Here is a 13,806-nt window from a genome sequence, read left to right as displayed (position 1 = left end):
GTTATGAAACATTTTGTCCTTTTATTGTCTGTTATTAGTTTGCTGGTTGCGTGTGGCAGGCAGCGAGAGGCACAGGTTGTTGGCGATTCGGCAACCTTGGGGGAGAGAATGGAGGAGAAACATGATACATTATCGGCAAGGGAAGAAATAATTTTGCCTGAAGTGTCTTTGTTAAAGGCTTCTGATGTGATATTGGCCAAAGAACTGCTTTACGACAAATATACTTTGGACGACGTTTATCCTTATAAAGACACGGTGCGTTCTTTCAAATGGGAGGTGATGCGTAAGTGTCTGGCTTATATTGAAAACATGCAGCAGGATTCTGTCCGCTGGGTTGTGTTGCAGAATTATCGAAATTTGAATAGTGAAGCTCCGCTGGTGCGTCGCTATGTACGTAATGCCTACCATCGTGTAGCCGATACATTGGGTGTGGAGCGTTATCAATCTGTACCTCTTTATCTTTTGACTGATACGTTGACTCCCGAACGTTACGGGCGTGATGGCACCATCGCCTATCTGCAGGGGCGTGAAGGTAGCTTTTGCCGTATCCTGCCGGCTACGTTCGAAGAAGAATGGCTTGTACCTGAACGTTATCTGAAACCCTTGGCAGACACTACAGTTTTTCACCACGTCATCTTTGTCGATCGTCGTGACCAAAACATTGCTACGTTGGAGCGGACGGGCAGAGGAGAATGGAAGATACGCAGCATGAACCCTGCCACGACAGGTCGGCATGTGCCACCTTATGCGCAGGAAACTCCTCTTGGCATGTATCTCGTTCAGCAAAAGAAGACGCGTATGGTTTTCCTGAAAGATGGTTCGGCTGAGACGGGGGGATATGCTCCCTATGCCAGCCGTTTCACCAATGGTGCCTACATCCATGGAGTGCCGGTCAATGTGCCACGTACAGCCATGATAGAGTATAGTTGGTCGCTGGGTACTACGCCCCGTTCACACATGTGTGTACGCAATGCCACGTCTCATTCAAAATTCATTTTTGATTGGGCGCCTGTGGAGCAAGCGTTAGTGGTCGTCATTGAATAGAGGAAAGAGCATTTGTCACTTTTAACTATCTGTCTGACAGACGTTCGGACGAAATTCTGTAATTTTGCGCCCGAACGTTTTAGGATTTTCCAGAATGAAGTTACGATATATCCTTTTGTGTCTGTTGTGGTTACTTCCGTGTACAATGTGGCGGGAGGAAGGTGGCGTATCTCAACGTCCGACAGCTTCTCTTGTTTCGGAAGCGGATGCCTGCCGCAGTCTTTACCACGACATGGGACTGGAAGGCGTAGTCAACTGGAAAGCCTTCCGACAAGCCGTAACAGGTTATCAGCGTATTGAAGGGCGTAAGCGCGACGTATTGACGCTGATAGATTTCTCTTTGCCTTCCACGGCCGAACGCTTTTTTGTGTTCGATATGGCTCGGCGCCGTTTACTTTTCTCTTCTGTTGTAGCCCATGGGAAAAATAGTGGTGAGAACTATGCCACTTCTTTTTCCAATGAATACGGCTCCTATAAAAGTTCCCTTGGCTTCTATCTTACCGGCTCCACTTATCAGGGGAGTAACGGCTATTCTCTCCTTCTTGACGGATTGGAGAAAGGTATCAATGACCGTGCTCGCGAGCGGGCTATCGTAGTACATGGTGCTGCCTATGCCGATCCTTCAGTGGCCAGTCGGGGTGGAAGGCTGGGACGCAGCTTCGGATGCCCTGCTTTGCCGCAGAAATTGTCACGCCCCATTATTGATGCGATCAAGGACGGAAGTGTGATGTATATTTATGCTCCCACGCCTGAATATCTGGCTCAAAGTACAGTGCTGAATGCGAGTGACCTGCCTGATGCTATTTGATATAAATCAATTCGTCTGCTTTCCTTTTTTTGCTAATTTTGCACCCGATTTCAGGAGAATATATACATGGCTAAGTCGGTGGAAATGACGGAGGGACGTACCCTGCCGCAAATTTTTTATTTTGCGTTGCCCCTGCTGATGGGCAATCTGTTGCAGCAGACCTATTCGATGGTCGATGCTGCTATTGTCGGAATATTCTTGGGCATCAATCCGTTGGCCGCGGTTGGCGCCAGTACTTCGGTTGTTTTCTTGATTTTGGGATTCTGTAACGGCTGTTGCGGAGGATTTGGCATCCCTGTGGCACAGAAGTTTGGTGCACGCGACTATGTCACCATGCGTCGTTATGTGGCAGTCAGCCTTAAGCTGACAGCTGTCATGTCCTTGTCGTTGGCGGTGATTACAGCCTTGCTTTGCGGCTGGATTTTACGTCTGATACGCACGCCTGAAAATATTTTTGATGATGCCTATTATTATTTGCTGGTCACCTTTATAGGCATTCCTTGTACTTTTTATTATAATCTTCTCTCCAGTGTCATTCGTGCATTGGGCGACAGCAAGACGCCTTTCTGGTTTCTGTTGTTTTCTACCGTGCTGAATATCTTGCTCGACCTTTTCTGCATTCTTGTGTTGGGGTGGGGAGTAGCCGGTGCCGCTATTGCCACGCTGATAGCCCAGGGGGTGTCGGCAATCTTGTGCTACTTTTACATGATGCGTCATTTCGACATTCTTCGCACGACACCTGCCGAGCGACGTTTTGACGGTCGTCTGGCGCGTACAATGCTTTCTATCGGTGTACCTATGGGACTTCAGTTCTCTATTACTGCCATTGGCAGCATCATGCTTCAGAGTGCCAACAATGCGTTGGGTACCGCCTGTGTAGCCGCCTATTCGGCTGCCATCCGCATCAAGATGTTCTTCATGTGTCCTTTCGAAAGTCTGGGTATTGCCATGGCTACCTTTGCCGGCCAGAACTATGGTGCCGGCAAACCTGAGCGCATTTGGCTGGGCGTGAAGTCCAGTGCACTGATGATGATGATTTATTGGGCATTTACCTTCTGCGTGCTCATGCCGGGTTCGCGCATGTTTGTACGGCTCTTTGTGGATGCTTCCGAGGTGGAAATCTTGGCCGATGCCGTGTTGTTTCTTCATGCCGCCGTTTGTTTCTTTCCTGTGTTGGGATTGCTTTGCATCCTGCGCTACACCATCCAAGGATCTGGCTTCACCAATCTGGCCATGCTTTCGGGGGTGTCCGAAATGATAGCCCGTATTTTGGTCAGTGTCATTGCCGTGCCTGCCTGGGGGTACATTGCCGTTTGCTTCGGCGATCCGACGGCATGGGTCTTTGCCGATGCTTTCCTCATTCCTGCTTTCATCTATGTTTATCGAAGGATGAAACGGACGGCTTTCACCGTTGTTTCTTGATTCGGGGCATTTCGAGGGGTCGAAACCCATTTTTGAAACGGAAAAGTACATTTCGAGGGGTCGAAACCCATTTTTTGAAACGGAAAAGTACATTTCGAGGGGTCGAAATCCATTTTTTGAAACGGGAAAATGCATTTCGAGGGGTCGAAATCCATTTTTTGAAACGGGAATGTGCATTTCGAGGGGTCGAAACCCATTTTTTGAAACGGGAATGTGTATTTCGAGGGGGAGAACCCATTTTTTGCATCGGATAAAACAATGCTTTCGGATGAAGAAAGATGTAAACAGCTACTTGAGCAGCTGGAAAAGATAAATTGCCCAAGAATACGATTGATATCGTAAACTTGGGCAATTCTGCAAGTTTTATTTGATGAGGGAATTATTTTACCCAGTTGCCTGTCATCCAGTCGCAAGCGGCTTTGATGTCGTCCAATGAAGCATAGCTCAGGTTGGCGTCTACCTTGTTGCCTTCAGCTGCAGCAAAGACATCGTTGGTATAGATACCTTTCTCGCTGTCTACATCGTTGGCGATGGTGGTGTTGATGATGCTGGAAGTACCATCGGTCAGCGCTGTTTCGGTTTCAGTACTTTCTACGGTCAGCGCCTTGCCTTTGCCACAAATCTGTGCGTTGTCCATCGTAACTTGGGTACCGCGACGCAGGCGTACGCCTTGCTTGGAACCACCGTTGCCTACGAGGATGAGATTTTTCAGTGTAGGATGGGCGATGGGAGTAGCGCTGTAATTGTTTTCGTTGTTGTCGGCCTCGATCAGGCAGTCACAGTCGTAGCCCAGAGTAGCTTCTGCTTCCTGATAAGCCACGAGGTCGGTAGCTGTACCGTTCCATCCTTCTGTCCAGTCGAATGAGTCGTCGCTACAGCTGATGACTACCATGTTGCTGATGTTGACCGATCCGCCGAAGAATTCGAAGCCGTCGTCCGATCCTTTGTAGGCTACACAGTGGTCTACTGTTGTTCCGTTGCCTACGCCATAGAAGCTGATGCCGTTGGCTTCGTGTTCTTCATCGAAAGCATAACCTGTGTACTCCAGGCGTACGTATTGCAGCGTTCCTGAGTTGTCCTTGTCGTCGTTGCCTCCATATTCGGCACCGCCGATTTCAGAGCTTCCCTTACCGCCTTCGGCATTGGTATGGGCGCGGCCACAGATGTGGATACCGCCCCAAGCGCCTGCTTCCTCTTTCTCGGATGTCATTACGATAGGAGCGTCTGCCGTACCTTTGGCATTGATTTTAGCTCCCTGTTTAACGAGGATGTAGTCTACGTTGTCGTCATAGACAGAGATGATTTTTACACCCGGTTCGATGTTCAGTGTAGCGCCTTCTTCTACGGTATAGGCGCCGCTCAGTTTATAAGTGTTGCCAGATTTCAGGGTAACGTCTTCGGTGACAGTTCCGCTCAGGGTTGTGCCATCGGCAATACCGTTGTTGTCACCGTTGTTGGTTGTTTCGTCGTCGCTACATGCGGCAAAGAGTGTCATACCGGCCAAAAGGGCCATTGAAAACAATTTTCTGTTCATAATTTAAAGTTTTAAGTTATAGAGTAATGTATGATTTTGTCTTGAATGTGGTTAGAAATTATAGCTGATGCCTACTTCGAAGGCTGTGCCTTCCTTAAAGCGTTCCACTTCCACATATTCGCCTGTCTTGGGAACTTCCTGCTTGAAGACGATGGCACGGTTCAGCAGGTCGCTGACCTGGAGGCGGGCACTGAGGTGTCGGTTGAAGCTGTAGCTGGCATTAAAGTTCAGCGTATGGACAGCCATCTGGTCGATGTCGCCCAGCTGTGACACGCCGACGGCATGGATGCGCTTGCCCTGCAGGTTGTAGAGGAGCGACAGGTTGAGCTGGCGGTCTTCATCGAAGCGGGGCGAGTAGGTGAGGTCGGCATTCAGCAGGATGGGCGAGGCGCCTTGCAAGGAGCGGTCCTTGTTGGTGTAGGCACCACCTTCGGGCAGTTTCACGTTGGTGTACATGTAGGAGACGTTGGCACCCAGGCGCAGGTCGCGCACCAGCTGTTTGCGGAATTCGAGTTCCACGCCCGTCGCCATACCCTGGTCGGCATTCTGGAAAGAGTGCATGGTGGCTCCGCCTTGCAGCTTCTGGATACGTTCGATGGGGTTGTCGAGGAACTTGTAGTAAACCGTTGCTGAGAGCATGTCGCCATTTTGGCCAAAGCGTTCGTAGCGCAGGTCGAAGTTGTAGTTGTAGCCGTTCTGCAGCTCCTCGTTACCGCGGATCTGTGCTGAACCGTAGGATTCCTGATAGAGGAAGGGAGCCATCTCGATGAACGAGGGGCGCGTCACGGTGCGCGAGAGCGACATACGCAGGTTGTTTCGTTCGTTCATGGTGTATTTCAGATTGACGGTGGGGAAGAAGTCGTTTTTGTTCAGGTCGCGGCGACGCTGATACTTCTGGTCGCCTTCGATGGCGTATTCCACCCATTGCTTGGTCATTTCGTAGCGCAGGCCGACGTTGACGAGCAAGGAGCTGAGCGGATAGAAGTCCGTCTGGATGTAGCCAGCGTAGATGTCCATACCGGCGCGGTAGGTGTCGTGGGGCTGCATCTTGCGTTCGATGACGATGCTGCCGTTCTCTACATTCTCCTGATTGAGGAAACCGTCGGTGTCGTAGATGTTGTCGATGGTGGGGTTCAGCTTGTTCACGTTGTAATAGAAACGGGTACCCATGTAGTCGCGGTCCTTGTTCTTGTAGGCCACACCCATCTTGACAAAGTTCTGTTCCGTCCAGTTGTATCGCAGGTCGAGGTTGCCCACCCATTCCTCTTCGTTCAGTTCGCCGAAGTAGCGCATGGTTTCCTGGCGGTTCAGCTTGAAGAGCTGTAGGTTGTCGTCATCGTCCTTGGTGAACATCACCTGGCGGCGGTCGGGCTCTTCGCTACCTGTTTTTCCATAAGAGCCTGCCCAGTTCAGTTCCCATTGGCTGCCCAGTTCATGGTGTCCGTTCAGCTGGTGGTTCTGGAGGGTATAGATGTGGGTGATGTCGTTGCTTCCCCACAGATTATGCCCTTCGGCGTCCACACCTTCGCGGCTCTGATAGGAGTCGCTGGCATTGCGGGCATAGAAGAAGGTATAGCCGATGCGGTCGTGCTGGCGCAGGGTGTAGCCCACGGAGGCCAGGGCGGCCATTTTCAATGTAGAGGTGTATTCGTCATAGGTGAAGTCGTTCTGTACGTTGCCTGTGGCTTCGAGTGTCTTGTAGAAGGCATCGTCCATCCGCTGCGTCTCGTTGCTGAGGCTGAAAGAACCCAGCACACTCAAGGTCTGTTCGCCCACGGCAAAGTTGCGTCCGAAGCCCAGGTTACCTCCGAATTCGGGCAGAGCTGTACGCTTGTCCACATCGAAAGTGGTATTGAAGATGTTGTGTTGTGTTACATATTCGTCGAAGTCCAGCAGCGGCATGTCGTATATCTTTTCGTCGAGCGAGGACGTCTTGAAGAGCGTACCGTCGCGGTCCATCTGATAGAAGTCGCGTCCCAGGGTATTGAACCGTCCTCCAACGTTGAAGCTGGCGGTCAGGAATTCGTCTGTTACGTTCTCCTTCGTACTGATATCAATGTGCGCGCCGCTATAGTCGGCAAAGGCGCTGGCATCATAGACTTTGCTGACGGTGATGTTCTGCACCGTACTCGAGGGGAAGAGATCGAGCGGGATGAGCTTGTTGTCGGGGTTGGGCGAGGCAATGGGCAGTCCGTTCAGTGTGGTGGAGCTGTAGCGGTCGCCCAGTCCGCGCACGATGAGCTGGCCCGACTCGGCGATGGAGATACCCGTAATCTGCTTCACGCCTTCCTGTACGTTGCCGATGCCTTTGATGCTCATTTCCTTGGCGCCCAGGTTTTCGATGGCTAGCGTAGCCTTCTGGCGCTCCACTTGCAGGGCGCGTTCGCCCTCCAGATTCTTTTTGGCCACGACAGACACCTCGCCCAAGGTCTGCGCATCGGTTTCCATCTCGAAGTTCAGAATCGTTTCGCCGTTTACCTTTACCTGGCTGGCGTTGATATCTACATAGCCCACGTAACGCACCACAAGGTCGTACACTCCGTCGGGCACTTGGAGTGTATAGCATCCGTCAATGTCGGCCACGGCGCCTTGGGTGCTTCCGGCCACCTGCACAGTGGCTCCGGTCAGCGGTTCTTTCGTCTGTTTGTCGGTAATGGTTCCTTTAACGGTACCTGCCAAGGCTGTCATGGCAGAAAGGATAAGGAATAAAATAAGGAAGAGGATTTTCCCTAAATCTACTTTCATATTCATCTTTTATGCGTTTCTTATTTCCGCTGCAAAGATGAGGAGACGGGGTTACATGCTCGTTACACGGCGTGTACATGTTTGTTTCGGAAACGTTACGCGGGTGTTACATTCCGCTTCGGGGCATTTCGCGCCCGCGAAATCCCTTCCTGGAACCGGAAAATGCGTTTCGCGTCCGTGAAATCCGTTTCTGAAACGGAAAAATGCGTTTCGCACCCGCGAAATCCGTTTTCTGAAACGGAAAAATGCGTTTCGCGCCTGCGAAATCCGTTTTCTGAAACCGGAAAATACGTTTCGCGCCCGCGAATCCCGTTTCCCGAAGTCGGAAAGTGGATTTCGCGGGCGCGAAGCCGTGTGTCGGTCAGTGCGGCCTTTACATCCCGAAGGCGTAGCGGCCGATGGACTCGTAGGATGCGCTGACGATGCTCAGCACCGTGATGCCCAGCGTACAGATAAGCAGGGCGGCACGCGTGTAGTTGTCGCTGCGGAAGGCGGCGATAGGTTCATCACTCTTGTTGATGTACATGGCCTTCACCACGCGCAGGTAGTAGTAGAGCGAGATGACCGTGTTAGCCAAGGCGATGAACACCAGCAGGTGGAAGCCGCTGTGGAAGGCTGCCGCGAAGATGAAGAACTTCGAGAAGAAGCCTGCAAACGGCGGGATGCCCGCCAGCGAGAACAGGCAGAGCGTCATGAGGAACGCCAGGCGCGGGTTGGTCGTGTAGAGGCCGTTGTATTCCGTCAGCGTGAATTTGTGTGCGCGCAGGGCCACGATGGTGATGACGGCAAACACGCCCAGGTTGGCGAAGAGGTAGATCAGAATGTAGTAAACCAGTGCTGTCATACCCTGTGCGCTGCCGGCGATGACGCCCAGCATGATGTAGCCTGCCTGCGAGATACTCGAAAAGGCCATCAGGCGCTTCAGGTTCTCCTGGCGCAGGGCGAAAAGATTGGCCAGTGTGATGGAGGCAATGATGATCCAATAGAGGAGCGTTTGCCACTGCTCAACCATCGGTGCGAACACTTTGACAAGCATGGCCATCAGCACGAAAGCGGCCGAGCCTTTGGAAATGACACTCAGATAGGCCGTCACCGTCGAAGGAGCACCTTCGTAGACATCGGCTGTCCATAGATGGAAGGGTACAAGTGAGATCTTGAATCCCATACCTGACAGGAAGAACACAAAGGCCATTATTTGCAGGGCACTGCCGTCCAGATGAGCAGGAATGTCTGCAAAATAAAGTGTACCCACTGTGCCATAGATAAGCGAGATGCCGTAGAGCAGCAGGCCGCTGGAGAACAGTGCCATCAGGATGTATTTGGCGCCAGCCTCGGCCGAGTGGTGGCGGTACTTGTCGAAAGCCACCAGCGCGGCCATCGGCACGCTGGCCGTCTCCAAGCCGATGAAGAACATCAGGAAGTGGCCGGCGGAAATCATCAGATACATGCCCAGCAACGTGGAGAGGGTGAGGAAGTAGAACTCACCTTGCTTGTGGTACGTGTCGGGGCGACGCATCCATTCGTGTGCCATCAGGAAGACAATCAAGGTACCGATGCTCAGGATGGACTTCACGATGTGCTGGATGGGCGAATTGTAGTACATACCGCCGAAAACTTCGGCCACGGGACCGGGCACAATGGTTACCAGCGTATGTAGGGCCATGAGAACCACGGGCAGCATAGTATTCAGCACGGGCCGTCCGTCACGCTTGTGCGCATCGGGACTCATGAACAGGTCGGCTATGAAGAGGATGAGGATGACAGCTATCAGCGACAGCTCTTCTTTCATCACGAGAAATTGACTATAATCCATTTTGTTAATTGTTAATTGAAAATTGAAAATTGAGAATTATTGAATGGAGAACTGAAAATGGATTGTTAATTTTCAATTCTCCATTTTCAATTATCCATTTATCAGTGTTACGATGGGCAGCACGCTGTCGCCTATCATTCCGCTGATCCACCACGGAGCCATACCCAGGGCAGCTACGCAGACGATGAGGATGATAACCGCCGTGCGTTCGTCCCATGTGGCGTCGGTCAACGTCAGGTGATGCTCGTTGGTACAGGTACCGTAAAGTATCTTGCCTACCAGACGCAGGATGTAGACCGCCGTGATGACAATACTGCAGCAGGCGATCACGGTCCACGTGCGATGGAACACGTCGGCATGCTGGAAAGCACCGTTGAAGATGGTCATCTCGGCCACAAAGCCGCTCAAGCCCGGCAGACCCAGGTTGGCCAGACCGGCAATGACATAGCAGACGGAGAGGAACGGCATAATCTTCATCAGGCCCGACAGCTCGCGGATGTCGCGGGTGTGCGTCCGTCCGTAAATCATACCGATGAGGGCAAAGAAGAGGGCCGTCATCAGGCCGTGGCTCAACATCTGGAGCACGGCACCCGTACAGGCCGTCTGGTTCATCATCAGGATGGCGAAGAGCACCAGGCCGCAGTGGCTCACCGAGGAGTAAGCGTTGATGTATTTCAAGTCAGTCTGTACGCAGGCCGAGAAGGCACCATAGACAACCGAAATACCTGTCAGTATCAGGAATATCCAGCCCAGCTCATTGGCAGCTTCGGGCATCAGATACATGGCGATGCGGAAGCAACCATAGCCTCCCAGCTTCATCAGCACGCCCGCGTGGAGCATGGACACCGCCGTCGGCGCCGAAGCATGACCGTCGGGGCTCCATGTGTGGAAGGGGAAGAGGGCACCCAGCACGCCAAATCCCAGGAAGGTGAGCGGGAACCAGATGCGCTGCTGTTCGACGGGTATGTTGTGCAGGGCGGCTATTTCGGTGAGGTTCATCGTGGTGGCGCCGCTACCGTAGTAGATGCCCAGGATGCCTATCAGCAGGAAGGCCGAACCGCCCATCAGCATCAGCGTCAGCTTCATGGCAGAGTATTCCTTGCGGCCCGAACCCCACACGCCGATGAGCAGATACATCGGTATCAGCGCCACTTCATAGAACATGAACATGGTGAACAGGTCGATGGAAATAAAGAAACCGAACACGCCCAGTGACAGGAACGTGAACCACAGGAAATATTCCTTGGTGAGCGGCTGCAGTCGCCATGAGGCGAAGGTACCTGTAAAGACAATGATGGCCGAAAGCAGCAGCATGGCTACGGATATGCCGTCTACTCCTACCGAGTAGTGGATGTTGAGGGCAGGATACCAGGCTACGTCGGCGCAGAAAAGCATTTCGTTGGTAGCTCCTCCGGCACGGGCGTTGAGATACATCACGGTGAGCACACCTGCCAGCACGAGCAGAGCCGAAGCTCCCGTCACCATCACGGCGCGTATCTGGCCGATGCCGCGTGCCAGCCACAGGCCGAGAAGCATCAGCAGGGGAATCAGAACGAATAAGGATAAGAAATTCATTTTATTTAATGGATAATTGAAAATTGAAAATTGAAAATGAAAAGTTGAAATCTCCCTTCTCCATTTTCCATTATATAATTAAAATAAGTATCAATGCCAGTGCACCCAGCAGGAAGACCAGGGCATATTGCTGAACGCGTCCACTTTGCAGGCCGCGTATCTCGTCGCTGGTCGCTTCGGCACTCCAGGCCAGGAAGTTGAAGAACCCGTCCACCACGTGGCGGTCCCACCAGGCGATGGGGCGGCTGATACACCCGAAGATGATCTTGTGCGTGATGAACTGATAAATTTCGTCAATGTAGAAGCGGTGGTAGGCAGCTGTCCACAGGCCACGGAAGCGACGTTGCAGGGCGTCGGCCAAAGGCTGGCGCTCATACAGGTACATCGGAGTGGCAATCGCAATGGCCAGGGCAGCCACGGCGATGCTTGTGCCGGCCACGCTCTTGTCGATGTGGATGTCGTAGGCCAGTCCGTTTGACGAAACTAGGTGTCCGAAAGGAATGAAACCAGCCACAAGGGTAATGGCAGCCAGTACCATCAGCGGTAAGGTCATGCTCAGCGGGCTTTCGTGCGGTGTGTGTTCAGCATGAAGTTCCTTGTTCTCTTTACCCCAGAAGATGCCGAAGTAGAGGCGGAACATATAGAAGGCTGTCATGGCGGCGATAATCGTCATAATCCATCCCATGGCAGGGCTGAACTGGAAGCAGGCGGTCAGAATCTCATCCTTCGAGAAGAATCCCGAGAACGGCGGGATGCCCGCAATGGCCAGACAGGCGATGAGGAATGTCCAGTGGGTGATGGGCATATACTTGCGCAGACCTCCCATGGCTGACATCTCGTTGCTGTGGACGGCATGGATGATGCTGCCCGCGCCGAGGAAGAGCAGGGCCTTGAACATGGCGTGGGTGAAGAGGTGGAACATGCCGGCCATGTAGCCCAACCCACCTTCGTGAGGGTCGGCCGACGTACATACGCCGAGGGCCACCATCATGAAGCCGATCTGCGAAATGGTGGAGAAGGCCAGCACGCGCTTGATGTCGCTTTGTACACAGGCTACTGATGCTGCATAGAATGCAGTGAAGGCACCCACGTAGGCCACGATGTGAAGTGTCTCGGGCGCATAGGCGATGAACAGCGGGAACATGCGTGCCACCAGATAGACACCCGCTACCACCATTGTGGCGGCATGGATGAGGGCGCTGACAGGCGTCGGACCTTCCATGGCGTCGGGCAGCCAGATGTGCAGGGGGAACATGGCGCTCTTGCCTGCACCGCCGATGAACATCAGCCCCAAGGCCAGCGGAAGCATGGCACCACCTTTGGCCAAAGCCATCTCAGTGGGCGTGAATGTATAGGTGCCTACGTAGTAGCCATACACCAGGATACCGATGAGGAAGCCCAGGTCGGCGAAGCGCGTCACGATGAACGCCTTCTTCGAAGCGGCGATGGCGGCAGGTTTGGTATAATAGAATCCGATGAGCAGATAGGACGATACACCTACCAGCTCCCAGAAGAGGTACATCTGGAAGATGTTGGTGGCTACTACCAGCCCCAGCATGGACATGGTGAAGAGCGACAGGAAGGCATAGTAGCGCTGGAAGCCCCGCTCGCCCTTCATGTAGCCGAAGGAGTAGATGTGTACCATCAGGCTGACGGTGGAGATGACGATGAGCATCACTACCGAGATGGGGTCGAGCAGGATACCCATGTCGATGCTCAGGTTCTCGCTGAAGGGCAGCCAGTGGAAGTTGTAGGGCATCAGCGTGGCATACGTTCCGTCGGCCAGTCGCGGCGCGCTGAAGTAGCTCCAGGCCGTCAGGTAGGAGAGCACGGCCACTGCGCCCAGCACCACGGTACCGATGAGGCCCGCCGTGCGGTGTGTCATCCATTTGCCCCCAATCCCCAGCGTGAGGAAAGAGAGGAACGGAAGGAGAAGAATAAGAATTGTATATTCCATAATAATGGATAATTTAAAATTGAAAATTAAAACCTAATACCTAAAACCTAAACCATCAGAATCACCACTTCATTTCATCCAGATTGTTCACCTGAATGCTTCGGATGTTGCGGTAGATGTTGATCATGATGGCAATGGCGATAGCTGTTTCCGCAGCCGAGATGGCGATGGAGAACAGGGCGAAGAAATAACCTTCAAGGCTTCCCGGAAAAAGAAAGCGGTTGAACACGGCAAAGTTGATGTCTGTAGCGTTCAGTATCAGCTCGATGGAAATCAATATGGCCAGTGTGTTGCGGCGGGTGAAGAATCCGTAGATACCCGCAAAGAACATGATGGCCGACACGATCAGGTAATATTCCATGTGTATCATAAGTCGTAATCTTTTTATGTTGTTATCTCTTTCGTGCAATGAGCAGCCCGCCCACGATGCAGGCCAGCAGCAGGAGGCTGACAGCCTCGAAGGGCAGCAGGTAGCCGTATTTGTCGCTGCTGAACATCTGTTGGCCGATGGTACTGAAGCTGACTTCTATCGGTTTTAGGTCGGTCGTGGCCAGGAACTTGTGCTTCAGGGTGATGAAGAGCACGATGGCGGCTCCCGCGACGGTGGTGCCGAGTCCGGCTAGGAACTTGCTCCGCTTCAGCTTGACGGCTTTGTCGCCCTCGCCGCTGGTGAGCAGGATGGAGAAAACGTAGAGCACGACGATGCCGCCCGCATATACCATGATCTGCACAGAGCCTAGGAAGGTATATCCCAGAAGGAAGTAGATGCCGGCCGTACCGAAGAGTACGAACAGCAGATAGGTGGCCGAACGTACCATGCGGGTGGTGGTCACCGTCAGCAGGGAGAAGACGGTGATGAAGGCCGCCAGAAAGTAAAATATGACTGTTTCAAGAGTTATTTCCATTTC

Annotated in this window: 10 protein-coding genes; 3 read left to right on the top strand and 7 right to left on the bottom strand. The window is 52.7% G+C overall.

What is annotated here, in order from left to right; translation table 11 throughout:
* Positions 1 to 3 precede the first annotated feature (3 nt).
* The 3 genes from HF894_RS04800 (at position 4) to HF894_RS04790 (ending at position 3,274) form a co-directional block, all read left to right on the top strand.
* Positions 4 to 1,044: a L,D-transpeptidase gene (locus HF894_RS04800; protein ID WP_204971301.1), complete on the top strand. Its 1,041-nt coding sequence runs from the start codon at positions 4 to 6 to the stop codon at positions 1,042 to 1,044.
* A gap of 145 nt (positions 1,045 to 1,189) precedes the next feature.
* Complete coding sequence (locus tag HF894_RS04795; RefSeq protein WP_021846735.1) at positions 1,190 to 1,852, top strand: murein L,D-transpeptidase catalytic domain family protein; 663 nt, start codon at positions 1,190 to 1,192, stop codon at positions 1,850 to 1,852.
* 66 nt (positions 1,853 to 1,918) lie between these two features.
* The gene (locus tag HF894_RS04790) at positions 1,919 to 3,274 is read left to right on the top strand and encodes an MATE family efflux transporter (RefSeq protein WP_204968776.1); all 1,356 of its coding nucleotides are present in this window, start codon (positions 1,919 to 1,921) and stop codon (positions 3,272 to 3,274) included.
* A 379-nt stretch (positions 3,275 to 3,653) separates the two neighbouring features.
* Here the strand turns inward: HF894_RS04790 and HF894_RS04785 are convergent, their stop codons facing one another.
* The 7 genes from HF894_RS04785 to HF894_RS04755 form a co-directional block, all read right to left on the bottom strand.
* Entirely contained in the window at positions 3,654 to 4,808 is a 1,155-nt protein-coding gene (locus HF894_RS04785; RefSeq protein ID WP_204971299.1) for a hypothetical protein, read from the bottom strand.
* 51 nt (positions 4,809 to 4,859) lie between these two features.
* Complete coding sequence (locus HF894_RS04780) at positions 4,860 to 7,559, bottom strand: TonB-dependent receptor (RefSeq protein ID WP_204971298.1); 2,700 nt, start codon at positions 7,557 to 7,559, stop codon at positions 4,860 to 4,862.
* Positions 7,560 to 7,926: 367 nt separating this feature from the next.
* Entirely contained in the window at positions 7,927 to 9,366 is a 1,440-nt protein-coding gene (locus HF894_RS04775; RefSeq protein WP_204971297.1) for an NADH-quinone oxidoreductase subunit N, read from the bottom strand.
* Between the two features lie 90 nt (positions 9,367 to 9,456).
* Positions 9,457 to 10,941, bottom strand: a complete 1,485-nt coding sequence (locus HF894_RS04770) for a complex I subunit 4 family protein (protein WP_204971296.1) — start codon at positions 10,939 to 10,941, stop codon at positions 9,457 to 9,459.
* A gap of 70 nt (positions 10,942 to 11,011) precedes the next feature.
* Positions 11,012 to 12,898: an NADH-quinone oxidoreductase subunit L gene (gene nuoL / locus HF894_RS04765; protein ID WP_204971295.1), complete on the bottom strand. Its 1,887-nt coding sequence runs from the start codon at positions 12,896 to 12,898 to the stop codon at positions 11,012 to 11,014.
* 61 nt (positions 12,899 to 12,959) lie between these two features.
* Positions 12,960 to 13,268, bottom strand: a complete 309-nt coding sequence (nuoK, locus tag HF894_RS04760) for an NADH-quinone oxidoreductase subunit NuoK (RefSeq protein ID WP_204968770.1) — start codon at positions 13,266 to 13,268, stop codon at positions 12,960 to 12,962.
* A gap of 22 nt (positions 13,269 to 13,290) precedes the next feature.
* On the bottom strand, positions 13,291 to 13,803 hold the full coding sequence (locus HF894_RS04755) for an NADH-quinone oxidoreductase subunit J family protein (protein ID WP_204971294.1): 513 nt from the start codon (positions 13,801 to 13,803) through the stop codon (positions 13,291 to 13,293).
* Positions 13,804 to 13,806: the final 3 nt, after the last annotated feature.

The organism is Caecibacteroides pullorum (assembly GCF_019239235.1).
In the GTDB taxonomy this organism is placed as follows: Bacteria; Bacteroidota; Bacteroidia; order Bacteroidales; family Bacteroidaceae; genus Bacteroides; species Bacteroides pullorum.
The sequence above is the reverse complement of the archived record's forward strand: the minus strand, read 5'-3'. Positions and strand labels throughout refer to the sequence as shown.

Coding starts and splice junctions, on each gene's coding strand:
- HF894_RS04790 (WP_204968776.1), top strand. CDS start 1,919: ATGGCTAAGTCGGTGGAAATGACGGAGGGACGTACCCTGCCGCAAATT.
- nuoK (WP_204968770.1), bottom strand. CDS start 13,268: ATGATACACATGGAATATTACCTGATCGTGTCGGCCATCATGTTCTTT.
- HF894_RS04755 (WP_204971294.1), bottom strand. CDS start 13,803: ATGGAAATAACTCTTGAAACAGTCATATTTTACTTTCTGGCGGCCTTC.
- HF894_RS04770 (WP_204971296.1), bottom strand. CDS start 10,941: ATGAATTTCTTATCCTTATTCGTTCTGATTCCCCTGCTGATGCTTCTC.
- HF894_RS04800 (WP_204971301.1), top strand. CDS start 4: ATGAAACATTTTGTCCTTTTATTGTCTGTTATTAGTTTGCTGGTTGCG.
- HF894_RS04780 (WP_204971298.1), bottom strand. CDS start 7,559: ATGAATATGAAAGTAGATTTAGGGAAAATCCTCTTCCTTATTTTATTC.
- HF894_RS04785 (WP_204971299.1), bottom strand. CDS start 4,808: ATGAACAGAAAATTGTTTTCAATGGCCCTTTTGGCCGGTATGACACTC.
- HF894_RS04775 (WP_204971297.1), bottom strand. CDS start 9,366: ATGGATTATAGTCAATTTCTCGTGATGAAAGAAGAGCTGTCGCTGATA.
- nuoL (WP_204971295.1), bottom strand. CDS start 12,898: ATGGAATATACAATTCTTATTCTTCTCCTTCCGTTCCTCTCTTTCCTC.
- HF894_RS04795 (WP_021846735.1), top strand. CDS start 1,190: ATGTGGCGGGAGGAAGGTGGCGTATCTCAACGTCCGACAGCTTCTCTT.